Consider the following 24412-nt stretch of genomic DNA (forward strand, 5'->3'; position numbering starts at 1 on the left):
TTCATAAGGTCACGCGAGCTTGGTGCCCGCGCCTGCAGCTATTCCGAGTGGACTGAGTCGTTGCAGCGGATTGCTGTCCAGAGTAGAGCGCAAGAGGCCAAGGCAGTGCGCCTTGAGCTTCCCGAATTCCGGCGACGCCATGATCTCCGTCGGGCGAGGGCGCTCAAACGGGACTTTGATCACTTCGAGAATCCGGCCGGGACGCGGGCTCATGACGATAATCCGGTCGGCGAGAAACAATGCTTCGTCGATATCGTGCGTCACAAAAACGATGGTTGTCGGGACGTGTCGCCAAATCGCGAGCAACAGCTCTTGCATCATCAATCGCGTCAACGCGTCGAGCGCGCCAAACGGCTCGTCCATAAGTAGAAGACGGGGCCGGTTCACGAGCACGCGCGCAATTTCGACGCGCTGCTGCATACCGCCTGAAAGCTGCTTCGGATATCGATCGGCGAAGTCGCCCAGGCCCACGAGTTCGAGCATCTCGGTTGCCAGCCGCCTGCGCTCCGCCTTGCCGAAGCCCCGCATCTTCGGCCCGAACGCAACGTTATCGCGCGCCGATTTCCACGGAAAGAGAGTGTGATGTTGGAAAACGATACCGCGGTCGGGATGCGGTCCGCCGACACGCTCGGAGTCAACCTGTAGATTGCCCTTCGCGATTTCGATGTGCCCGGCGAGCGCGCCGAGGAGAGTAGACTTCCCGCAGCCCGAAGGTCCGAGGATGCACACGAACTCACCCGGCTCGATGGCGAAGCTGACGTCCTGCACGGCCTCGAACGCATCCGCTCCCCGCCCAAGTGTGATTGATACATGCTCGACATCGATGCGGCCGCCTTTGAACCGCACGTCGAGTTCACGACGGCTCATCGGCGCAATTCCTCCGGCGTATGCCACGGCGTCAACGCCGCTCCAATTCTCCGCAGGAGATAGCTGCTTCCCATTCCGAGAACCCCGATCAGCACCATGCCGACAACGATGTCGGCGTAGTTCTGCAGCGTGTAGGATTCCCATGTGAAATAGCCGATGCCGAATTGCCCGGAAATCATCTCGGCCGTGATGAGGCAAAACCAGGATGTACCCATGCCGACAGCAAGACCCGTGACGATGCTGGGCGCCGCGCCGGGCAAAATCACTTCCCGCAAGATTGCATTTCGCGTTCCGCCAAGGCTGCGCGCAGAAGCAACAAGACGCGGGTCGACATTTTCAACGCCGTGCACCGTGTTGAGCAGTATCGGAAACACCGCGCCTAGGAACGTAATGTAGATCATCGAAAGCTCGGACGAGGGAAACATCAGCACGGCCAGTGGAATCCAGGCAACCGCCGGTATCGGCCGCAGCAATTCGAGAGGCGGCGATAGGAGATCCGACGCCCGCCGCGATCGCCCGATGGCGAGACCGATTCCGATGCCGATCACGGCGGCAATCGCGTAACCGGAGAACACGCGCATCAGACTGGTCGTCACGTGAGCGAAGACCTTTGGCGATCTCGCGAATTCTATGGCGGCAGCAAAGACGTCGGTAGGCGGCGGGACATTGGCAAAAGTGATGATCCCGAGATTGATGTGAAAGACGGAAGCCGCCTGCCACGCAACGAGGCAGACGGCGACCGATATTGCTCTAACAATCCAACGACCGTAGGTCGCTTCGGATGACTGGGCCAAAATGATCGGCCTCAGTTGCTCGCGAGAACAGCGGCGCGCACGCCATTGAAGTCGAGCACTTTGCCGCCATTACTCTTGGCCCACGCCTCGGCATTTTCCTTGAGCAGGAAGGCAGAGACATCGCCATTATCGCCGCGCACAAACCACGACTTGGCGCCCAGCAGCTTGATGCCGCTCTCCCGGTCCTGTGCGTAGAAAACGCGGATCGCCTTGCCCTCGCCTTCGAACGCCTTGAGGGCCTTGAACGCGTTATTCGCTGTCGCATAGTGATGGACGAGCGGCTCGCCCTTTACCCAGATCTGCGCAACACGCTTCGGATCATTGATCTCTTCGCCGGTCAGCGCGTCCTTGGCCTTCAGCGGCGACTGATCATAATTCTTGAGTTGGGCATCATAATCGAGGCCTGCCTGCTTGAACGCTTCTCTGATATACCGATCCGAGATGAACGTGTTGAGGTCGAGACCCTGGTCGGTCTTCTTCAGAAGCTTCAGCGTATCGAGCGCCGTCGCGACGTCCTGACGGAACTCGGGCTTCCAGGTCTGGTCGCGCGTCTGCAATCCGAGCGGACCGTGGAACAGATAATCCACCTCGGCTTCAACGCCGGTCACCTTGGCAATCAACTCGCTATATTTCTCAGGCTCTGCGGCAACCAGGCGATCTGCTTCGATCGCTGCGCGGAGATATGCTACGACAATTTCCGGATATTTCTCAGCGTAAGCTGCGTCGACAAGCGCTCCGTGGAACGTCGGACCCGCCGCCTGCGATCCGTCAAGGATTTTGCGGGCGAAGCCGCGCCACGGAAAGAGTTCGGCGTACGGCACGAAATCGGCATGAGCATCGATCTTGTTAGCCTGCAATGCAGGTCCAGCCACTTCGGGAGCCTGGGTGATGATGGTGACATCCTTTTCCGAATCCCAGCCTTGCGCCTTTACAGCCCGAAGCAGGAGCGCGTGGGCGGTCGAAGCGAAGGGAACTGAGATTGTCTTACCCTTCAACTCTGAAAAAGACTGGATGGGAGAATCGGTCGGAACGACGACGCCGTTGCCGCTACCCTTCACACTGCCCTGAAGCACGGTGATGAAAATGCTTTTGCGGCCGGCTTTTTCATGAGCAACGCCGTTCAGCACGCCAGGAAATTCCGCCATGATGCCGAAATCCAGCTTGCCCGCGATCTGCTCATTGGTGATCGGCGCGCCGCTCGTGAAATTTTTCCACTGGATGTCGTAGGTCACGTCTTTGTACTTGCCGTCATGCGGCAGGTATTTCTCGAGTAGCTTTTCTTCGCGGATGATCAGGCCGCCCGTGGCGGTATTGATCGTGGCGTCCTGCGTACCGAGAGCGACACGGATCGTCTCGGCCTGAGCGGCCGAGGTGACGAAACCTGCCGTCATCATCAAGGTTGCGAGAAGCGAATGCAAACGCATGGTAGTCCCCCAATTCAAAAACCCGTCACGATCGCCCGTCGATGTATCGTCGGCGCTGTGCGAATTAGAAGGAACCTTGCAGGGGAAGCATATGACCAGTAAAGCGCTGATCGAAGCGTCAGTTAGACGGATTTCTGCTAAGAAATCCCAGCTTTTTATTGAGCGCATAACGCTGCTAGAGCAGCGCCCCTTCTCCTCCGTTGTTGCGGAGGCCTCATCAACATCGTAGGCGCAAATCTCGGCGGGAGTTGCCGTCGCCAATATTTATCGGCAGCTCGCAGCTGCTAAAAAAATTCGCTGAGAAACGCAGCCGCTTCGCACGCGCGGTCACTCTGATGGCAAGACTGACGAGCGGTGTTTGCCGAGCCAAGCCGGGCTTCTTCGCGAGCGCTTCGGCGGAAACGACGACGCCGCGCGCGATCAGGCCTTGCCCGCCCTCGTTCTCGCTTGCGAACACGAAAGCCGTGTCGCCTTCCGCGATCTGCTTGCCGCCATACATCATCTTTTGCGCGGCGAACACGAAAGTCTTCGCGCTTGCATCAGAAATCTCAGCTTTGATCGCGAACGCCATGCTGCTTCATGCTGCTTGTTGCGCTACCGCTTCAAACCGCGACTTGCTGCCCTGCGCTTTCCTGAAGGTCCAATAGAGAAGAAATTTCGATCGCCGGGCGAGGCTTGCTAAATAGATACCCTTGTACCTCCGTGCAACCTTCATGACGAAGCTGCGCAAGTTCCGCTTCCGTTTCGACGCCCTCGGCCGTCGTTGCCATGCCAAGGGCACTGCCGATGTTAGCAACAGCGCGCACGATGGCAATCGAATCCGGATTGGCGGAGAGGTCCTGTATGAACGACCGGTCGATCTTGATCTTGTCGAACGGGAATTTGCGCAAGTAACCGAGGCTTGAATAACCCGTGCCGAAGTCGTCCATCGAAATACGGACGCCGAGCGCACGCAGATCATTCAGCATCGCGATCGTCGCATCGGTATCGTGCAACATGACTGTTTCGGTGATTTCGAGCTCGAGCCGCTCGCCCGGCAACCCGGACTTACCCAATGCGCCGATAACCTGAAGCACAAGTCCGCTATTCTTGAACTGCAGCGGCGAGAGATTGACCGCCACCTTGATATGCGTCGGCCATGTCATCGCGTCGGTGCATGCACGGTTCAAGACCCAGTTGCCGATCGCTCCGATAAGGCCGATTTCTTCAGCGAGCGGAATGAAGTCGACGGGCGATACCATTCCGCGCCTCGGATGTTTCCAGCGGATGAGGGCTTCGCAGCCGCAGATCTCATTGGTCTCGAGGCGGATCAGAGGTTGATAGTAAAGTTCGAGCTCGTCATTTTCGATTGCCGCGCGGAGATCCAACTCTAGCGCGCGCCGCTCCTGCATTTTCGCATCCATGCCCGGCTCGAAGAAATGATAGGATCCGCGGCCGGCCTCCTTGGCCTTATACATGGCCATGTCGGCGTTTTTGATCAGCTGATCAGCAGTATTGCCGTCTCCCGGAGCCATCGCGATGCCGATGCTCACGCCGATGGCGACCTGGTGACCTTGAACCTCGAATGGCGCGCTCAACGCCGCGATGATGCGCTCGGCCAACATCGTGGCGCCAAGAGGCTGCTCAGAGTCGGCCTGGACGATTGCGAATTCGTCGCCGCCGAGTCGCGCCACGAGATCCTGCTTCCTCACACATCCGCGCAACCTGCCAGAAACCGCTTGCAGTAAGGCGTCGCCGACGGGGTGGCCGAGCGTATCGTTGACAGTTTTGAAGTGATCGAGATCGAGGCAGAGGATTGAAACGATCCTGCCGTGCCGAGTTCCCTTGAGTGCCGCTTCCATCACCTCGCGGAAGCGCAATCTGTTGGGGAGATCCGTCAGAGCATCATGATGGGCCATGTGGGCGATCTTGGCGTCGATCTCCCGCCGCTCCGTGATGTCCTCGTGGATCGCAACGGATCCGCCATCGAGCATCGGTTGATGCGAAATGGCGATGTACTGGCCGCCTGTCAGCTCATCGACAGTGTAGATAGGCTTTCGCTCGCGTACCGACGCGATCCGGTTCTCTATGGAGTAGCTTTCGGCCTGCGGAAAGCGCCCGTTAGCGCGGCGAGCCTGCAAGATCGTACGAAGCGACGTGCCAGGAACGGTATGCTCGGGTTTCAATTCGTAGAGTTCGGCATAACGGCGGTTGCAGATAATCAGATTTTGATCCGCGTCGAACATGCACAGCCCTTGCGGCAGGTTGTTGATCGCGGCATCGACGCGCGCGTATTGAACGGCCAGGGTTTCCTGCGCTGCCGCGAGCTTGGCGATCATCGATTGAAAGGCGCGCGCAAGCGTACCGATCTCATCGACCCGGAAGAGCGTTCGGTCTCCCTGTGGGAAAGACAGCGCACCGCCCTCGCGAATGCGCAACGCATTGGCGCTGAGCTGCCGCAAGGGACGGGCCACGGAATAGTGAGCAAACGTGAGCGCCAGCATGACGATCAGCAACGTGCCGGCCGCCAGCGCCGCGATGATGATACCCAGCTCCGCGGCTTGCTCATTCTGCGCTTCCGCAAGCGTATCTCGGGATTCTCCGCCGAGAATGTTCGTCAGCCGGTTCATCTGCGAAAGCGTGTCGTCGAGCGCGGCTTCGAAGCGGAGATTGAGAAGTCCATCCAACAAACGCTGTTTGTCGCCTGAGAGGATCGCATCACGGATCTGATTGGCTGTCGCTTCTACCTGCCGGAGCTTTTCGCGAATGACATCGCTATCGTGAGTGCGAGCCGGGAAGTAGCCGGAGACGGCGTGTAGCCACTGACGCACCGCGGCGATCTGATTGGCAGTCTCACCAATGGCTGCGCGTGCGGCCTCGGGTTCGGAAGCGGACATGCCTTTGTACGTCGCAAGACCGACATTGTTCAAAGCGGCCTTGGCTTCAGCCAGTGCGAGGCGAGCAGGCGCCACGCGCTCAACCATCGTCCGATTGACGTGATCGAGATTTTGCGCTCCTTGCAGAACGTACCAGTTGGCGAGCGCAGACAGCGCTCCCAGAGTGACGATGAGCACCGCCGCTTTCGCTGCAATGCCGATAGGAAGTGTGGTGCTCAATTTCATGGGACAAATGTACCGGTGGGTTCCCATCGGCAAATATTCGAAAAGAGTTTTTGATTTACTAACGCATTGAAAAAACGAACTAATTTCGCTGCGTCATGACGGTTTTATGACAGGCTACGGCGCCCTAGTGATGAGATTTGATGCGAGAAATGAACATAAGGCGCGTGCCGGCCCCAAGCAAAGCGACGCGCGCCTCTTGCTAAAGCTCAGCGCTCCCGCTGCGGCGCAAGACGCAAATCTATCGCGGCGTCATGTGGAAGGCGATGACGAGCAAGCTCGTCAGGATCGAAGAAAACAGTCCGGCGAATGCGCCAATCCAGAATGGCAATAATTCGTGCAGAAGCGAAGCGACGACAAAGCCAGCCAGGCTCCCTGCAAACGATGCGATCACAGCAAAGAATAAAACCGATATCGGCAATGCCTCTTCAAACTCTCCGATACCAATGCCCGCCTCAACGAGCGTATTGCGCGCCACCGCTCCCGCCACCGTGCCAGTCAGTCCCGACAGCACCGCGAGAAGAGCATTGGGATCCATCGCGTTGCCGAAGATCATTCCCGCCAGGGCTCCGACGATCGTGCCCACAATGAGGACCACCAGCAAGCTCACCGTCGTTATCCCAGCCACGTTCGAACCCTTCGGCGATGTGTTTCACGTGTCCTCGAAACGTAGCATCGAGAAGCGAAGCGCACGCGGCGATCACGCGGGAGGCGTCAAACGAGCCAAACAAACTGTAAAGACCCATCGGCAAATTTGAGCGGACTGAGAACAGCTCGCGGCTACGTCTCGGTCCTCCTCAGGGTACGAGACTCTTTAGTGCCAATCACCGCGATGCGCTGAGTCCCATCTAACCGCTTCCGGACGGAGTTGACCCAATTCATAAGTGTAGCCGCCCAGAAATTACGAAGTCCGACTTCCCTCATCGTCCAAATTTGTCCAGCAAGCATTTTGAGATTTGACGGCTCCCATCTGGGCCTAGGGCCCCCACGCCTAATCGTCGAAACGAGTGCCAGATTCTGTACTGCTATCGACGGAAACACCCCATAAATCTTCAAATTTTGCAGCCAGGAAAATCTATTATCGAGATCGTTTGGCCTTACGCGCGCCATCGGCGCGAGCCATTTTCTTGCCCCTCTATTGGACAGAGCGTAGGCCGCGGCATTGGCCGGTGGCCAAGTGAATCGAACCAGAGAATGTCCTGGAGCGATCTCTCCGATCCGAATGACCGACTTTTTTCCTTCGGAACATAAATATAGATAGTCCCAGTCATCCGGGACTGCAGCAACCGCACGCAACGCAATGCTAATGAAGTCTGGCTTGAGCTGCGCGTCGTCTTCGAGAACGATCGCGAAGGGCAGCCCTCGAGACACAACCATCTGCGCGGCCACGAGATGGCTCGCATAGCAACCGATCACGCCCGGACGCATTTCGCATTCCGCAGAGAATTCACTCCTGAGCCACTCGGGTACATCGCGGCCGTCAACGGCGGGAATTCGCTCGAATGCAAATCCGAGGTCCGCAGCCTGTTGCGTCATGATTGCAAACCGCCAGTACGTCCACTTTACGAAAAATTAAAGCTGGAGAGCGTGGCAAGTCGCTAAAAATAACGGGGCCCGACTTGGGGGGAAAGCCGGGCCCCTGCTATCGAAAGCGGCGCTTTGGGTGGGGTGAGGGACGGCGCTCGCTAACGACAAAGCGGATCCGCCTAACGTGAGAGACCAATGCCGATAGGGTCATGGATCCGCTTGGCAAATTAATGTTTGCGCCGATTGAATCATAGGCACCACTCAGCCCGGCGGTCTAAGGTCAATGACCATTCGCTAGGCCGGATGGCCTATTGCAGAACCACAACGGTTTGTCCGCAAGGGCCGCGTGGTTGCGCCCCTCGAGGGCGTCGGAAATCCTGCTTGAAATTCGACTAAATTAGGTTCGAGGCTAACTTGGCCTAGCGGAAGAAAAATAGAGATCCGATGCGCCGCGTTTCGTTGAAAGTTTTGATTGCAGCAGCGATCTCCGTCGTCTCGCTCCTGCTCACCATTGCCGTGTCCTATGTGATTGGACGCGATGCCGTGAGCAGACTTGAGCAGGAGATCGGACAGTCGCTCGCGCTGCTCGCCGAAGAAATGCAGGATAAGCTTGACCGCGCAATGTTCGAGCGAATTCAGTCGCTCGACAACATGGCCGCCATCGGCAAGATTTTACAGAAGACCGACACGCCCGAGGCATTGCGCGCCTCTCTCGAAAGATTTCAAAGTGCGTATTCGGATTATTCCTGGATCGGATTTGCCGATCTCAACGGTAACATCCTCAGCGCCACCCACGGCGAATACGAAGGACGCAACGTCAGCGATCAGCATTGGTTCAAGATGGGTCTGCAGGAACCCTACGTGGGCGACGTTAAGCTCCCGTCTGGGTCCGTTCCTTCGCGTCCTCCGCGAGCCGGACACGAGACGTCCGATTTCATCGATCTCGCCGTTCCGATCTCCGACGCGGAGTCGAACTTCGGTGTCCTTGGAGCAACCTTGAGCGCGGATTGGGCCGAAGAAGTGCGAGACACGCTTCTCGGCAGCATGAAAGCCGCAATACCCGCAGACGTCATCGTCCTCAACGAAGCGCGGCAGGTGCTCTTTGGTCCGGATAACATAACCGGAAAAACATTGGATCTTCCGAGTATACGGGCAGCGCGCCCGGGCAATGCGAGCTTTGCAGTAGAACGGTGGCCAGACCACACATCTTACGTAACGGGTTACTCAAAGAGCGACGGCTATCGATCCTATCCCGGCTTGCGCTGGATTGTTTTGGTCCGCGAGGATCAGAGGCTTGCGTTTGCACCCGTGCGAAGTCTGCAGACGAATATCTTGATCTGTGGTGGCATCGTCGCCGCCCTTGCGGCGCTCTTGGCTTGGATACTCGCAGGTAAGCTCTCTCGGCCACTCCTTCAGCTTGCCGATACGGCCGAGGGTCTGCGACGTGGCCAAAAGCTCGAATTTCCGCAGGTAGGCGGATACGAGGAGGCACGCATTCTGTCCAAATCTCTGCGCTCGCTCGTCAAGGAACTCGACGCACAAAGAACGTCACTAGCAGCCGCAAACCAATCGCTCGAAAGTCAGGTACGCGAACGAACGCAACGTCTCGCCGAGCAAAATATCGGTCTTGAGCGCGCGAAGGCCGATGCCGAGCTGGCGACCGAAGCCAAGTCTCGTTTTCTTGCTGCTGCTAGCCATGACCTGCGGCAGCCATTGCACGCTTTGACCCTATTTGCACGCGCGCTTGCACGCCGCGTCAGCGGCAACGAAGCGACGACGCTCGTCGCACAGATGGAAGAAGGCCTGCGCGGTCTGAAGGGCATGTTCGACGCGCTTCTCAACGTCTCGCGTCTCGATGCCAAGCTGATCGAGCCATCAAGGACATCCACTTCTGTCGCCGAAATCATCGAGCGGATTTCCGTCGGCTCGAAGATCGAGGCCGAGCAAAACGGATTGAAGTTTCTAAGCCGCTCGCCCGATTGGATCATCGAGACGGATGCTGCACTGCTCGAAACAATAATCCGAAATCTTGTTTCGAATGCCTTGAAATTTACAAAATACGGCGGCGTCATCCTCGCGGCTCGTGAACGCGGCGGGCAGCACGTGATCGATGTGTTCGACACCGGCCCAGGACTTCCCGACGAACACCGTGAAAGAATTTTCGAAGAATTCTCCCGCGCCGATCAACGCGCCTATGGCATCAATGATGGTCTCGGGCTCGGCCTTTCAATAGCGCGCCGCTATGCCGAACTCCTCAATATGAAAATCCTGGTTGCTTCACGCGCCGGACGCGGCTCCCGCTTCACAATCCTGCTGCCGCAAAGCGTTATGATCGACTCCGCACGCCGTCCCGCACCGGCGTCCAAGCCCGAAAGCCATATTTACGGCAAGAAAATACTCGTCCTCGATGATGATCCTCTCATCGTCGCCGCGCTGATGCGCGATCTCGAAGATCGGGGCAATCTTGCCTTTGGTTTCCAGTCGGTTGCCGGAGCCGAGGCGGCACTCGAAAAAGGTCTGACGATAGATGCTGCGGTCCTTGATTTCGATCTCAGAGGGACTGAGTCGGGCCTTGAATTCGTCAAACGCATGACAGCTAGGCTGAACACGGATATCCCGACCGTTATTCTTTCGGGCGGCACCGATTCTGCTACGCTAGCAATTCTGGCGAAGTCAGGGAGGCCGTGGTTGACGAAGCCGGCCGATCCCGAGCTTATCGCCGCGACGCTCAGTGCGCTTCTCAACGCACGCAAAGCTTCGCTAAAGAGCTCAACCGTTGAGTACGGAGCAAACGCAAGTGCCAGCTAATTTAGAAAAGACCAATTTAGAGAAAACGATGCCTGTTCCTCAACGTGACTCGGTCCTGGTAGCTGATGACCACGGACTTTACCGGTCGGGCTTCGGTTTTCTTCTCCGCGACCGAATGGGATTTCGATCGGTAATCGAAGCATCGTCGTTCGATTCGGCCCTTGATCGTCTGGCCGAAACGCCAAACGTCGAGCTCGCTCTTTTCGATCTTGCGATGCCGGGCATATCGGGTCCCGAGGGCCTGCGAGTGGTCAAGGAAACCTATCCATCCATTCGCGTCGCGATCGTTTCGGGCTCGGAAGAGCGCAACGACGTCGTCAAGGCCGTTGCGATGGGACTTAACGGTTACGTGCCGAAGTCGCTCCCGGACGACGAGATCGTCGGCGCCCTGAAGGATATTTTGGATGGTCGCGTTTTCGTGCCGCGGTTCATGACATCAGGAAACGCCGCATCGCCAACTGCGCGAACAGCCACCTTGGAACCACCTGCTGCAAAAGGGGACCCCGGCGGTGGAGCCACCAACAAAGCCATTTCACCGCGTCAACGCGATGTCCTGGACTGTGTCCGCCGGGGCCTTTCGAACAAAGAGATTGCGCGAGAACTGGATATCGCCGAAGGCACGGTGAAAATCCATCTTGCGGCTCTCTTTTCACATTTCGGCGCTCGCAACCGCACCGAACTTGCTACGCGGAGCTAAGCTCCCAACGCGACGTATCGAACCGCCTTACGGCAAAGCGGGCCCGAGATTGTGAACAAGCCATCGATGCAGAATGTCCGGATCAAACGGCTTGCCGACAACTGGGAACGGCGAAGAACCCCACGCCAGGTCTGCATGGCCCGTGGTAATAATCGTCGGAACCGCATGACCGATCGATGCAGCGAGGGCCAGAGCATCACGGATGCCGCGCATTTCGCCGTTGATTTCGATGTCCGTGATAATTGCAGAAACGTTATTCAGTCGATTGCCGAGCGCCTGAACAGCTTCGCGGCATGACCGGCCCGTGATGCAGGAGTATCCCCAGTCGTCAATCAGCATCGTCAACGCCATGGACGAACGATAATCGTCCTCGATGACGACGATCAACGGACGCGAACGAAGCGTCGCCGACGCCAGCGGGGCGAGACCTGTTGCCGTCGCTGGGGAAGTGCTAGACATCAGGGGGCCTCCGGTTTTACCGAACTTGCAGTGTAATCAGAGGCGTTTTTCGCGTTCGGGCCTAGTCAGCGGGAGGCTCTAGGCTTGTCGGTCTAGGCGACCGAGACCGTAAATCCGGCTGCTTTTAATGCCAAGTTCAGTAAGAACGTTTGTACCTTCCCGACTAAGCCCCATGATTTCGGACCCGGCCGGCGGTCAGCCAACTTTTCCGCATCAATTCCAGGACATTTAACCCCGCATGACCGATGCAGTCACGACCGCACAAAAACGCGCCAATTGGTATAATCCCAAGTCAATCGGCCGCTCGCTGGTCCTGCGGCCGCGCGTCTTGCTAGCCGCAGCAGTCGCCGCGCTCACGCTGTCCCTTTTACCCTCTTCCCTGCATGCGTCGGTTCGCGAGGCGATCGCCTGGTGCCTGAGCGGCGTCGCATACCTGGCGATGACTTTCAGAGTGATGAGCCAATGTCATTCCGACAGAATCCGCACGCGAGCCGCCCGCCAGGACGATAGTGGCATCGTTATTTTGGTGCTCGTGCTTCTCGCAATTTTTTCAAGCTTCGCGGCGATCTTCGGCTTGCTTTCCGCGGCCAAGGGAGCAACGAACGAGGAGAAGATTTTCTTCGTTGGCCTTGCGGCCGCAACGATCGTCATCTCGTGGCTCGTCACGCAGGTGACGTTTACGCTCCATTATGCGCACGAATACTACGCCCCTCGGCAGTTCTCCCAGCAGAGCAAAAAAATCGTCTATCCCCTGGCCTTCCCCAATGATCCGTCACCGGATTATTGGGATTTCTTCTATTTCGCGACGTCGTTTGGAGCGGGCTCCCAGACGTCCGACGTCTCGATTAACAGCAAGGAGATCCGGCGTTTGGCCATTCTCCACGCCATCGTGGCTTTCTTCTTCAACACGATGGTTCTCGCGCTTACGATAAACCTTGCGGCCAGCCTGGCCTGAGCGGAGCCCGCAATCGCCGAGATCTCGCGCCTAGCGCTTCTCGACGAACACCGTTCCCGCCGAATACCCGGCGCCGAACGAGCAAATGAGCCCGGTGTCGCCGCGCGCGAGATCGGCGCTCGCCGTGTGAAAGGCGATGATTGAGCCCGCCGAACTGGTATTGGCAAATGTATCGAGAATGATGACGTTCTCTTCCCGCGCAGGCTCGCGCTCGAGAACCTTTCGCCCGATCATCTCGTTCATGTTGATGTTCGCCTGATGCAGCCACATGCGCTTGAGCGCCCTATGATCGACCCCGATGTCGCGTGCATGCTCGATAATCATTTCGATGACCATTGGCACGACCTCGCGATAGACCTTGCGGCCTTCCTGCACGAAAAGCTTGTCAGGCGCACCGATGCCTTCCGGAGCACATCGATTTAGAAATCCGAAATTGTTCCGGATGTTGTTCGAAAACTGCGTCTTGAGACGCGTGCCGAGAATGTTCCATCCCCCGGCCGCCAGATCGGCATCGGTCAGAATGATGGCGGTCGCGACATCACCGAAAATGAAGTGGCTGTCGCGATCCCTGAAATTGAGATGACCCGAGCAGATTTCGGGATTGACCACGAGAACCGCCTTCACCGACCCGCCGGAAATGAAGTCGCTCGCGGTCTTGATGCCGAACGTCGCCGACGAGCAGGCGACATTCATGTCAAAAGCGAAGCCCGCGATCCCAAGGGCGTTCTGAACCTCGATCGCCATCGCCGGATAGGGACGTTGCATATTCGACGCCGCACAAATGACCGCGCCAATGTCGCGAATATCGCCACCCCAGTTCTCCAGTGCGTCACGCGCTGCATGAACGGCGAGCTCGGCCAAAACCGAAATTTCCTCGTTCGAGCGCTCAGGAATGACAGGACGCATCACCGCGGGATCGAGAATGCCGTCCTTGTCGACGACGTGCCGGGACCGAATACCCGATGCTTTCTCGATGAACTCCGACGACGATGGCAGCAGCGGCGCGACCTTCCCCGCCGCGATCGCGGCGGCGTTAACCGAGTTGAACTCGCGAACGTACGTATTGAAGGCCGAAACAAGTTCGTCGTTCGATATGCTGTTTGGCGGGACGTAAATCCCGGTTGCGGCGATGACGGGTTGATGCACGAGCGTTCCCAAATTCGTTTCGGCCCTGCTGTCCAGAGCCCATTTTTCTCAGATCGTCCTTAGCACGCGACCGCTTCCGCCGGCATTCGTGATGAGAGCCGTGCAACCGAAGAGCGATCGTTAACGAAGCGGCGAGCGACACGCGCCGACCTCCGCTTTCGCTCCCCTCTGCCATCAGATCGGACGTTTGTCGATGCCGACAGAGATTTCGCATCGCGACCGTGTTCCCGTTGGAACTCATCGCGCAGTGTTTCTCTGTGCAAGCCGCCGCCCTGTCGCCCGCGGAACAGCCCTCTGCCCACGCTCACCCTAAAGCTTCGTCTCGAAGACCAAGGGAGACGACGCCATGTCCGCAGAGATCACTCAGTTGAACAAGGAAACGACGTATCGCATCGCCGGCGGTAAGGTCGGCGTGTTGTTGATCCATGGTCTTTGCGGCACACCAGCCGAAATGCGCTTCGTCGCGATGGGTCTCGCACGGGCAGGCTACACGGTGCATTGCCCGACGCTCGCCGGACACGGCGCCACGCGCCGGGACATCATCAACACGACTTGGCAGGATTGGTACCTGAGCGCCGAAACGGCACTAGATGAAATTCGCAAAGACTGCGATACGGTCATCGTCGGCGGCCTTTGCCTCGGCAGCATCATCGGCCTCCATCTCGCAGCCAACAATCGCGACAAGGTTCAAGGTCTCGCGCTTTTTTCACCGGCGCTGTGGATCAACGGCTGGGCGATGCCCTGGTACACCAAACTTTTTTCGCTCGTCCGCGTGCGCTGGATGGCGAACTTGCTGCAGTTTCCCGATGCGGCATCGCTCGGTATCAAATGCCCGCGCGTGCGCGAGTTCGTACGCGCTGCTCTTGCAGCGTCCGACGGCTCCGGCCTCGGCACTGCAGGAACCCCTGGTGCTATGCTGCTGGAACATCACCGCATCGTATCGGCCGCAAAGAAGATCCTCGGCAAAATCGATCAACCGGTTCTCATCGTCCACTCCCGAGAGGACGACTACGCAAACCTGAACAATGCCGCCTACGTGCAAGCTAACCTCGGAGCGCCGGCCGATCTCGTGGTGCTGGAAGATAGCTATCACATGGTTACGCTCGATAAGGAGCGTCACGTAGTTGTCGAAAAAACCCGCTCGTTCGTGGAGCGTATTGCAGCGAGCGTCAGTGCGACGGTCGCGGGTGATGCCGAGGCCATGGAGGCCGCCTGATCGGAAGACATCTGACGATAGCAAAATGCGCTTTTCACGCCGCGCCGTCGTCACGTCGAATGCAGCGCGGCCACGCACCGGCCCATCGAGCTCGAAGGAGCCCGTTTAACCCGCTAAGCGCAGCCGCGTCGGGAACTCCAGATACGCGAAACCTCATTCCAGAGCCCATAGAGATTTAGCGCGAAATTGGTTGCCATAATACAAACATCCAAAAATATCGCGACGTGCGCATCCGAAATTAATGTCGGCTTAATTTTCTGGCCGCCGCAAAAGCCAATAAACAAGGGGCACCGTCAGGGTGTGCGGCAAAATCCTGAGCGCGAGATAGAAAAAGATGTTGGAAATCCCCGGCACGATAACACGATTGCCGAACATGAAGCCGCGAAAAGCACTGCGCGCGACACGATCGGCCGTCATTGACGGCAATACCCAGCGGTACAGCGACCGCCCGGCGCCCATGTCTTCGTGAAAAGCCGTATCGACGGGCCCCGGCAGAAGGACAGAGATTCTGACGCCCTGGCCGGAATACTCGCTCGCGACAGCTTCCGTCAGCGAGGCAACGTAAGCCTTGCTCGCGTAATAAGCGGCCTGGTTCGGTCCCGGCACATCAGCCCCAAGCGACGCGATGTTCAGCACACCTCCGCGTTGACGCGCCAGCATATCCGGGAGGACCGCGTGCATCAAACGCGTCACAGTCTCGACATTTATACCGATCAACCGCGAAAGATCCGCCCGCGAATGACTGAGGAATGATCCGGCCAATCCTGTTCCCGCATTACTGACGAGTACATCGAGATAGAGCCCGGCCTCGACGAGCCGCGCGTTGATCACTTCGAGTGCGTCGGGCAGGCTGACGTCGCACACAATCGCCGTGACGGTTGTGCCCTTCGATAACGTAAGGCCCCGCACGGCGGCGTCGAGCTTTGCCGCGTCACGTCCGACGATAACCGTATTGTGTCCGGCTTCGAGAAAGCGGCGAGCGAGAGCCAACCCAATGCCACTCGCCCCGCCGGTGATGAGGACGGCCGGCTTCAAATGCGCAACCGCTTGGCGGGCTGCCCGGACGTCTTGGGGATCGGCGGGTGACCACCACGGCCAAAATAACGAACGCCATGACGCCGTGCTTTTCTGCATGTTTTAAGTGAGACCCGTAACACTTTCCAAGATTGCAGCCGACCGTAGGGAAAGCAACCCCGGCTCGCAAGGAAGTTAACCACGAAACCCATGGGGCTGATCCCCTCCGCTTTTATAAATCGGACACAAAAAACAATTCACCAATTGCGGCGGCCGACCGCGAATGCGCCCCACACAAACCAAATTTTTCCCCTCTCTAACCTAAACCTTTATAAGCGCCCTGGGGACGAACGCGATCAGGCGCGGCGATAGGGGAATTCGAGCAACAATTTGTTGATCGTCGAAATAGCGGGTGGGAAACGTGACATCGTTTTTTTCGGAATCTTGGGCGAAAGCGCTTCGTCGTAAGCCGGTGCTGCACGCCGTTGCCGCTTTCGGCACAACTCTGGCGGCGGCCGGCATCTTCCCATCATCGATCGGGCACGCGACCGAAAAAGCGGAAGCGGCGCAGCGGCCACCCCTCGTGATGCAGGTCTTTGTCACCACAAGAAACGACGACTGCTATGACAACGGGCAATTGAAAGCTATCAAGCGCCTCACAACGCTCGCCCAGCACCGCATCAATCGCGAGGGCGGAATAGCCGGCCGCAAGATTGTCGTGAACATCCTCGACGATCAGCGTTCTCAAGAGAACACGACGGCAAACTTGGCGACTGCGATTGCCGATCCGCTGACGATTGCAATGATCGGCCTGTCGAACGCGACGCGCGCCAAAGCGGCCTTCGATGCGAACGGCAAAGATCTTAAAGCGAGTGGCATCCCATTCGTGTCGGACATCTCCGTGACCGACATCATAAGAGACTATCCGAACGTCTTCACGACACGCGCCGCCGAGGACGAGGAGCGCATGCCGGTTATTGCCGAATTCGTGAAGGAGTCGCATTTCGAGCGGCCCGCATTCATCGGCATTCAATCCCTGTTGGCGAGCACCAATCTCGGCGATAGCCTGAACAAGTATCTCGGCGGCCTTGCCGCCGACCAGCGTTTGAAACTCGTGGCGGACAAACTCGATCCCGGCGAAGTTGCCGCCGCGGTCGCCGATCTCAAATCCAAGAACGTCGGAATCGTTTTCTTGAGCGTCGGCGGCGACCGCATGAAAGACGTCGTGAAGCAGTTTCAGGACGCAGGCTTCACGCCACCGCTGTTCGTGACGGGCCGCATCGAGACACTGGCGGGTCAGGGCGCAGACGCCTACCCGAACGATGTCTATCAGCTTGCCTGGGACGGACTGCCGGACGTCTATAGCGAGAGACTGCGCGAGCTGATTTGGAGCACGGCGTCTCCTGCCCAATGGATCTTCGAGGGCAAGAAGAATGCTGGAGCTCCGGGCTGGAAGGACGGAACCTGCAAACCGCGAGATGAGGATATCCCACTCAACGCTCTCGATAATGACAACATGCGCGCCCTTTCCGTGGGCTCACAATACGCCGATATCGTCGGCCTGATCGCGGAGGCGGCACGCTCGGCGGAGGCCACCGCCGAAATACCCGACCTCCGCAAGCTGATCGTCCAGCAGCTGCAGACCGCTTATGCGTCCGGGCGCGGAATATTCAAGGGACGGTTCGACAATTGGTCGTTCCAGCCTGCATCTCGCGCCGCAGCCCGAACGCCGCTGATCCTCATGCTGCCGCACGGGCGAGGTCAAACACAGCTCGCTCCGTTGCAATTCCTGCATTTGCGCAATCAAAGTCTTCAGCGGATCGATACGCTTTATGCCGACATCGACCTCATTCACGCGGAGCGTATCGACGATACCGACAAGACGTTCTTCGCCGACTTTTATCTTTCGATGAACGATCGCGGCGGCGCATCAATCGAGCAGATCGAATTCGCGAACGCCTACCTCGAGCCGGGCTCGAACGATCGCCAGATAACCGTGCGCGCCCTGCACGACGGCAGTCAAAGTGCTGCCTACCCCGATCACATGAAGATCTATCAGGTGACGGGCAAGTTCGTGTATTCGCCGGATCTGAGAAACTATCCTTTCGATACGCAGCGTTTCGCGATCGATCTCAGGCCGAAGAACGGCGGCAACCCGTTTATCGTGCAACCGCCGCCGCAAAAAGTACGGGATCACGTAGTGACGGTCGATGGCTGGGACCCGAAGGACCAATATGTCGGATACGATCAGGACTTCGTGCGCACGGTCGACGCGCAAACACTCGAGCCAAGCGTGTTCCCCTTTTATAAGGCGAGCTTCGTGTGGCTGATGAAACGCGAAACAACGGATTACTTTCTCAGAGTCGTCGTGCCGTTGGGCTTCATCCTGATCATCGCGTATTTGTCGATTTTCATCTCGACGCATCACTTCGAGGCGATCGTGACGATACAGGTAACGGCGTTGCTCTCGGCAGTCGCGTTGTATCTCGCTCTACCGAAGCTCGACGCAAATACCGAAACGCTCTCGGACCAGATGTTCCTGTTCACATACCTGATGTTGAGCGTGATCATCGCCATTACGATCGCGCGCGAGAACAAACGGATCGAGCCGATCCGATGGTTGAGAAAAAGTCTCGTCTTCCTTCACATCATCGCGGTTCCAGCAGCGGTCGGGGCGATGGCCTACTACGTCTACCTTGCGAGCACCGCGTAACATCGCGGTCGCGTATCGCTCAGGAAAATATGCTTTCCGGCCGAACCTTTTTTAAGACTTCAGTGAAGGCTGCCACCGCCGGATTGCGAGACTGCGCCGCCCCCTCGCGCCCGCTGAATACAGCGGCTAACTCCCACTTAATGGCGGGCTTTCTGAGCGTCGTTATTCCGATCCTCGGCACAGTGGAACTCGCAGCCCGCGCTGTGACGAACGTGCCTGGTACGAGAGCAATTCCGAAACCACGCGCGACGAGATCGAGAAGGACCTGCACGTCGCCGACTTCCAGCGCCGTCTTGCGCGAAACGTTGATCGACGCGAACGCCCGATCGACGATACGCCGTGTTCCCTGATCGAGCTGAAAATCGACGAAAGTCTCGCCGGCGAGACTGTGAAGGGAAACGCATTGACGTTCGGCGAGCGGATGATCCAGGGGATGGGCCACGATCAGACGGTCGGATGCAATCGGCATCGAGACGATCTCGCGGTTCTTTTCATAAAGGGGAAGGAAAGCCAGATCGATGCTGCCGTCCTTCACCTTGCCCATCAGGTTCGCCGCTGTGCTGTGGCAAAGACGAATTTCGACGTCGGGGTGCAGCGCGTGGAATTCCCCGAGCAACAGCGGAAGGTCGAAAAAGGCATTGAGACTGGCACACGTCCCGAGGCTCAACGTTCCCCGCTCCAGACCATTGATCGCCGCGACCGCGCGCCGCGCGTCGTGGACACCCGCGATGATCTGAAGCGCTCTCTCGTAGAGAACGCGTCCTGCGATGGTCAGCTCGACCCGGCGCGTCGTCCGCACGAAAAGAGCAGCGCCCATTTCCTGCTCTAAAGCCCGAATAGAGGCTGAAAGCCCGGATTGAACAATATTCATTCTCCGGGCGGCCCGGGTGAAATGCTGCTCTTCCGCCGCAGCAACGAAATGTTCGAGTTGCTTGAGGTCCATGCCCACCCGGCGATTAATCTATATAATCGAACAATAGCATCCTAACATACTATTGGACAGATGAGCCGTGGACCCCCATTTGTGGCAATCGGGGCCATTCGTCGAGTCTCTTGGGCTGACGTGATGAATTGGCGACAGGTTTTAAGACCGTGCGCTTTCGTCACCCATCGAAGACGCGTTTCGACAGACGGAACCCAAAACTTCGTCAGTTTCAGGCTGGGGACGATAGCTGGTTCCAAATTTCTAGCCGGCGATGTGGAGATCTCTGAAGCATGGCTGCATTGGTGCGAATAGCGCTGCGGTCGCCGTACACGTTTGTCGTGTTGGCGTTGCTCATCCTGCTCACCGGCGGCTTGGCGGCTTTGCGCACGCCAATCGATATCTTCCCCGATATTCGTATCCCTGTCATCGCCACCGTTTGGCAATATACAGGCCTTCCCCCCGATGAGATGGCCGGCCGGATAACTACGCCGTTCGAGCGCGTCCTGACGACGACCGTCAACGACATCGAGCATATCGAGGCGAATTCGTATAACGGCATCGGCGTCGTCAAGATCTTCTTCCAGCCGGGCGCCGATATCCGCACTGCCAACGCGCAGGTGACGGCGGTATCGCAGACGCTGCTGAAGCAGCTGCCGCCCGGTTCGACGCCGCCGCTCATCCTCAACTACAGCGCCTCGACCGTGCCGATCGTGCAGCTGGCACTCGGCGGCGATGGTCTGACCGAACAGAACCTATCCGACCTCGCCATGAACATGATCCGGACGCGGCTCGTGACCGTGCCGGGGGCAGCCGTGCCCTACCCGTTCGGCGGCAAGACGCGGCAGATCCAGATCGATCTCGACGATACGGCCCTCCATGCAAAGGGCCTCTCTGCTCAAGACGTCTCGAACGCCTTCGCCGCGCAGAACCTGATCAATCCGGTCGGCACCCAAAAAATCGGCGGCACCGAATATACGATGCAGCTGAACAATGCGCCGTCCGACATCAACGCCTTGGGCGACTTGCCGATCAAAGCGGTCAACGGCGCGATGGTCTATATCCGCGACGTCGCCCACGTCCGCGACGGAAATCCTCCGCAACAGAACATCGTGCACGTCAACGGCAACCGCTCGGTGCTGCTGTCGGTCCTGAAAAACGGCGCGGTTTCCACACTCGCCATCATCCAAGGCATCAAGGACAAACTGCAGGAAATCAAACCCGGTCTGCCCGACGCGTTGACGATCTCGCTGCTCGGCGATCAGTCCGTCTTCGTCCGCGCCGCGGTTGAAAACGTCATCCACGAAGGCGTTCTCGCCGCCGCTTTGACGAGCGTGATGATCCTTCTTTTCTTGGGCAGCGTCCGTTCGACGATCATCATCGCGACCTCGATTCCGCTGGCCGTATTGGCCTCAGTGGCTATGCTTTCGGCGCTCGGAGAAACCCTGAACGTCATGACGCTCGGCGGCTTGGCGCTCGCCGTCGGCATTCTCGTCGACGAAGCAACGGTGACGATCGAAAACATCAACTACCATCTGGAACAGGGCAAGGACGTCGAGACCGCCATTCTCGACGGCGCCGATCAGATCGCGACACCCGCGTTCGTGTCGATGCTTTGCATATGTATCGTCTTCGTCCCGATGTTCTTCCTCGAAGGCGTCGCGCGGTTTCTGTTCGTTCCGATGGCCGAAGCCGTCGTATTTGCCATGGTTGCATCCTTCATCCTGTCGCGCACGCTCGTGCCGACCATGGCCAAGTATCTGTTGAAGCCACACGATCACGACGCGGCGACAAGGCCGACGCGCAATCCGTTCGCTCTGTTTCAGCGCGGCTTCGAGCATCGCTTCGAGAGAATGCGCATCGCCTATCATGACCTGCTCGAAAGCGCGCTGGCACATCGAACGATCGTCCTGATATTCGCGTTCGGATTTATCGCAGCATCGTTCTTGTTGACGCCCTACCTCGGCCGCAACTTCTTCCCTGCCGTCGATTCCGGCCAAATCCTGATGCATGTCCGGCTTGACGTCGGCACGCGCGTCGAGGAAAGCGCCCGGAAATTCGCGCAAATTCAAGATGCCATTCGCGAAGTCATAGCGCCGGAAGATCTGGCCGCCATGGTCGACAACATCGGCATGCCCGTCAGCGGCATCAACACGTCTTATAATAACACCGGCATGATCGGCCCGCAGGATGGCGATATCCAGGTGGCGCTGAACCACGGGCATCGCCCGACGCCCGAATATGTCAAAGAACTCCGCGACGAACTCCCGAAGCGCTTCCCCGGAGCCACCTTCTCGTTTCTGCCTGCCGATATCGTCAGTCAGATTTTGAATTTCGGCGCGCCGACGCCCATCGATCTCCAGATCAGAGGACCGAAGCTCGGCCCGAACTTCGACTATGCCGAAAAGATTTTACGGCAGATAAAGCTGATCCCGGGCGTAGCCGACGCGCGCATCCAGCAATCGCGAGAAAACCCGGGCTTCAAGGTGAACGTAGACCGCTCGCGCGCACAATACGTCGGCGTGACCGAGAAGGACGTCACCGCAAGCTTGAGCACGAGCCTCGCCGGAACAAGTCAGGTGAACCCCACTTACTGGCTCAACAAGAGCAACGGCGTCACCTATCCGATCGTGATCCAGACACCGCAGTACAAGATCGACTCGCTGAGGTCTCTGGAGAACATGCCGATCACCGCCGACGGCGCGCCGGCGCCTCAAATTCTCGGGGCAGTCGCAAGTGTCGAACGCACGACGAGTAACGCCGTCGTCTCGCAATACGACATCCAGTCCATGGTTCAGATCCTGACCACGACCGAAGGGCGTGACCTCGGCGCCGTCGCCGCCGACATCCAGAAAATCGTCGATGAAACCAAAGCGGATCTTCCCAAGGGCGCAACCGCCGTTCTCCTCGGGCAGGTACGGACAATGAACGGCGCCTATGCCGGAATGTTGTTCGGTCTCCTCGGCGCCATCGTGCTTATATACCTGCTGATTGTCGTGAACTTCCAATCCTGGGGCGATCCGCTCGTGATCATCATGGCGCTTCCGGCAGCTTTGGTCGGCATTGTCTGGATGCTATTCGTCACGGGCACGACACTGTCGGTACCCGCCTTGACCGGGGCAATCATGTGCATGGGCGTCGCAACCGCAAACGCCGTTCTGGTCGTCAGTTTCGCTCGCGAGCGCCTTGCTGAGCACGGCGATCCGATCCAAGCCGCGCTCGAGTCCGGCTACGTGCGTATCCGTCCCGTTCTGATGACGGCGCTCGCCATGGTGATCGGCATGGCGCCGATGGCATTGGGTCTCGGTGAAGGCGGCGAACAGAACGCCCCGCTTGGTCGCGCAGTCATTGGCGGACTTCTGTTCGCGACAGTAGCCACATTGTTCATTGTGCCAATCATTTTCAGTCTGATGCACCGGCGGAAGTCTGCCAGCTCATCGTCGCCGCAAGGTGCAGTCCCAGGAGAATTCCATGCTGCCTGAAAAGACCGCCGACAAGCCCCGGCGATCACGCTGGAAGACCCCGATCGTGGCCATCCTGTTTATCGGCGGCGCCGCTTTTCTTGCCTTCACCGGCATTACGAGCCGCGAGCAGAGCGTCGCGCAATTGAAGAACAAATCTGCCGTCCGCGCCGTCCCGACGGTCGCCGCCTCAGTGCCCGCCATTCAGCCGAGCATCGGCTTGCTCGACCTGCCGGGCCGCTTGGACGCCTACTATCAGGCGGCGCTTTTCGCGCGCGTGAGCGGCTACGTGGCGAGCCGCAACGCCGACATCGGCACGCACGTAAAAACGGGAGACGTTCTCGCGACGATCGATGCGCCCGATCTTGACCAGCAGCTGTCTCAGGCAGAGTCCGATCTGAATAACGCCAAGGCCAACGCCGCCCTGGCCGCCATCACAAATCAACGCTTCCAGGCGCTTTTGCCGAACAGCTACGTCACCCATCAGCAGGCCGACGAAAAGCAATCCGACCTCGAGTCGAAGAACGCGATGGTGAAGTCCGCGCAAGCCAACGTCGATCGGCTTAAGGCGCTCACCGCTTACAAGAGCATCGTCGCGCCATTCGACGGCATCGTGACCGTGCGCAACACCGACGTCGGGAACTTGATCAATACCGGCAGCTCGACCGGGTCGGAGATGTTTGTCGTCGCCGATGTCCATAAGCTTCGGCTCTACGTCAACGTCCCCCAGGCCTATGTCCCGATGATCCCGAACGGCACGGTCGGCGTGCTGACCGTCCCCGAGCGGCCCGGTAAAAAGTACGATGCCAAGGTTGAAGCCTCCTCTGGCGCGGTCGATGTCGCTTCCGGCACGACGCGCATGCAGCTCGTCGTCGATAATGCCGCCGGTGAACTCATGCCCGGCGCCTATGCCAGCGTTCATTTAACGGTCGGCAACAAGCACGACGTTTTGGTCATCCCGGCGAGCGCCGTCCTGTTCGATAAGGCAGGCTTACGCGTCGCGACCGTCGGCCCCGACGATAAGGTGCTCCTCAAGCAGATCACGATTGGCCGCGACATGGGCGCGACGATCGAGGTCGCCTCGGGCCTCTCTCCGGAAGACCGGGTGATCGAAAGCGCTCCCGACGGCATCGTCGATGGCGACCGCGTCAACGTCAAGGAACGGCCGAGTTCCTCGACGGCACCTTCGTCGTCAAATGGACCCACTCCGCCGAACAAAGGCTGACGCTGACTGATGCTTAAGAGCGCATGCCGATAGCGGGGAACACGGAAGTTGCGCCATGCGTTTCCCGCACATGGATCAACGGAAGG

General features: G+C 58.4%; 18 protein-coding genes. 7 read left to right on the plus strand and 11 right to left on the minus strand.

Annotated elements, in window-relative coordinates:
- Positions 1 to 9 precede the first annotated feature (9 nt).
- The 7 genes from G359_RS00630 to G359_RS21075 all read right to left on the minus strand — a co-directional run bounded on the left by G359_RS00630 (position 10) and on the right by G359_RS21075 (position 7719).
- Positions 10 to 867: an ABC transporter ATP-binding protein gene (locus tag G359_RS00630; protein ID WP_045834557.1), complete on the minus strand. Its 858-nt coding sequence runs from the start codon at positions 865 to 867 to the stop codon at positions 10 to 12.
- A complete protein-coding gene (locus G359_RS00635; RefSeq protein ID WP_082072748.1) occupies positions 864 to 1661 on the minus strand; it encodes an ABC transporter permease in 798 nt (265 codons plus the stop codon). Before G359_RS00635 ends, G359_RS00630 begins: the two co-directional genes overlap by 4 nt.
- Positions 1662 to 1672: 11 nt before the next feature.
- A complete protein-coding gene (locus G359_RS00640) occupies positions 1673 to 3085 on the minus strand; it encodes an ABC transporter substrate-binding protein (protein ID WP_045834559.1) in 1413 nt (470 codons plus the stop codon).
- Between the two features lie 217 nt (positions 3086 to 3302).
- Positions 3303 to 3656, minus strand: a complete 354-nt coding sequence (locus tag G359_RS00645; protein ID WP_245279884.1) for a hypothetical protein — start codon at positions 3654 to 3656, stop codon at positions 3303 to 3305.
- A gap of 31 nt (positions 3657 to 3687) precedes the next feature.
- Positions 3688 to 6186: an EAL domain-containing protein gene (locus G359_RS00650; RefSeq protein ID WP_045834560.1), complete on the minus strand. Its 2499-nt coding sequence runs from the start codon at positions 6184 to 6186 to the stop codon at positions 3688 to 3690.
- A 238-nt stretch (positions 6187 to 6424) separates the two neighbouring features.
- Complete coding sequence (locus G359_RS00655; protein WP_156150631.1) at positions 6425 to 6811, minus strand: hypothetical protein; 387 nt, start codon at positions 6809 to 6811, stop codon at positions 6425 to 6427.
- A 152-nt stretch (positions 6812 to 6963) separates the two neighbouring features.
- Positions 6964 to 7719 (minus strand): glycosyltransferase family 25 protein, encoded by a 756-nt coding sequence (locus tag G359_RS21075; RefSeq protein ID WP_052699125.1) that lies wholly within the window; start codon positions 7717 to 7719, stop codon positions 6964 to 6966.
- 435 nt (positions 7720 to 8154) lie between these two features.
- Between G359_RS21075 and G359_RS00665 the strand changes: the two genes are divergently transcribed.
- Together G359_RS00665 and G359_RS00670 are read left to right on the plus strand one after the other, a co-directional pair.
- On the plus strand, positions 8155 to 10518 hold the full coding sequence (locus G359_RS00665; RefSeq protein WP_045834562.1) for an ATP-binding protein: 2364 nt from the start codon (positions 8155 to 8157) through the stop codon (positions 10516 to 10518).
- Positions 10519 to 10546: 28 nt separating this feature from the next.
- On the plus strand, positions 10547 to 11215 hold the full coding sequence (locus G359_RS00670; protein ID WP_045834563.1) for a response regulator: 669 nt from the start codon (positions 10547 to 10549) through the stop codon (positions 11213 to 11215).
- A 27-nt stretch (positions 11216 to 11242) separates the two neighbouring features.
- On the opposite strand, the gene G359_RS00675 is transcribed toward G359_RS00670, so the two are convergent.
- Positions 11243 to 11674, minus strand: a complete 432-nt coding sequence (locus G359_RS00675; RefSeq protein WP_045834564.1) for a DNA-binding transcriptional response regulator — start codon at positions 11672 to 11674, stop codon at positions 11243 to 11245.
- Positions 11675 to 11912: 238 nt separating this feature from the next.
- Here G359_RS00675 and G359_RS00680 point away from each other — a divergent pair, with 238 nt between their 5' ends.
- Positions 11913 to 12629 carry a DUF1345 domain-containing protein gene (locus tag G359_RS00680; RefSeq protein ID WP_052699126.1) on the plus strand — a complete coding sequence of 239 codons (717 nt, stop codon included), beginning with the start codon at positions 11913 to 11915 and terminating at the stop codon, positions 12627 to 12629.
- Between the two features lie 30 nt (positions 12630 to 12659).
- Here G359_RS00680 and G359_RS00685 read toward each other — a convergent pair whose 3' ends face one another.
- Positions 12660 to 13775 carry a beta-ketoacyl-ACP synthase III gene (locus G359_RS00685; RefSeq protein ID WP_045837484.1) on the minus strand — a complete coding sequence of 372 codons (1116 nt, stop codon included), beginning with the start codon at positions 13773 to 13775 and terminating at the stop codon, positions 12660 to 12662.
- 346 nt (positions 13776 to 14121) lie between these two features.
- On the opposite strand from G359_RS00685, the gene G359_RS00690 reads away from it, so the two are divergent.
- Positions 14122 to 14991, plus strand: coding sequence for an alpha/beta hydrolase (locus G359_RS00690; RefSeq protein WP_045834565.1), 870 nt, complete (start codon positions 14122 to 14124; stop codon positions 14989 to 14991).
- A gap of 249 nt (positions 14992 to 15240) precedes the next feature.
- On the opposite strand, the gene G359_RS00695 is transcribed toward G359_RS00690, so the two are convergent.
- Positions 15241 to 16125 carry an SDR family NAD(P)-dependent oxidoreductase gene (locus G359_RS00695; RefSeq protein WP_052699127.1) on the minus strand — a complete coding sequence of 295 codons (885 nt, stop codon included), beginning with the start codon at positions 16123 to 16125 and terminating at the stop codon, positions 15241 to 15243.
- Positions 16126 to 16426: 301 nt separating this feature from the next.
- On the opposite strand from G359_RS00695, the gene G359_RS00700 reads away from it, so the two are divergent.
- Positions 16427 to 18718, plus strand: coding sequence for an ABC transporter substrate-binding protein (locus G359_RS00700; RefSeq protein ID WP_245279885.1), 2292 nt, complete (start codon positions 16427 to 16429; stop codon positions 18716 to 18718).
- Positions 18719 to 18737: 19 nt separating this feature from the next.
- Here G359_RS00700 and G359_RS00705 read toward each other — a convergent pair whose 3' ends face one another.
- Positions 18738 to 19661 carry a LysR family transcriptional regulator gene (locus tag G359_RS00705; RefSeq protein ID WP_045834567.1) on the minus strand — a complete coding sequence of 308 codons (924 nt, stop codon included), beginning with the start codon at positions 19659 to 19661 and terminating at the stop codon, positions 18738 to 18740.
- A gap of 272 nt (positions 19662 to 19933) precedes the next feature.
- Here G359_RS00705 and G359_RS00710 point away from each other — a divergent pair, with 272 nt between their 5' ends.
- Positions 19934 to 23122: an efflux RND transporter permease subunit gene (locus G359_RS00710; protein ID WP_045834568.1), complete on the plus strand. Its 3189-nt coding sequence runs from the start codon at positions 19934 to 19936 to the stop codon at positions 23120 to 23122.
- Positions 23112 to 24326 carry an efflux RND transporter periplasmic adaptor subunit gene (locus G359_RS00715; protein WP_045834569.1) on the plus strand — a complete coding sequence of 405 codons (1215 nt, stop codon included), beginning with the start codon at positions 23112 to 23114 and terminating at the stop codon, positions 24324 to 24326. Before G359_RS00710 ends, G359_RS00715 begins: the two co-directional genes overlap by 11 nt.
- The last annotated feature ends 86 nt before the right edge of the window (positions 24327 to 24412 follow it).

The sequence above is a fragment of the Hyphomicrobium sp. 99 genome, from assembly GCF_000384335.2.
In the GTDB taxonomy this organism is placed as follows: Bacteria; Pseudomonadota; Alphaproteobacteria; order Rhizobiales; family Hyphomicrobiaceae; genus Hyphomicrobium_B.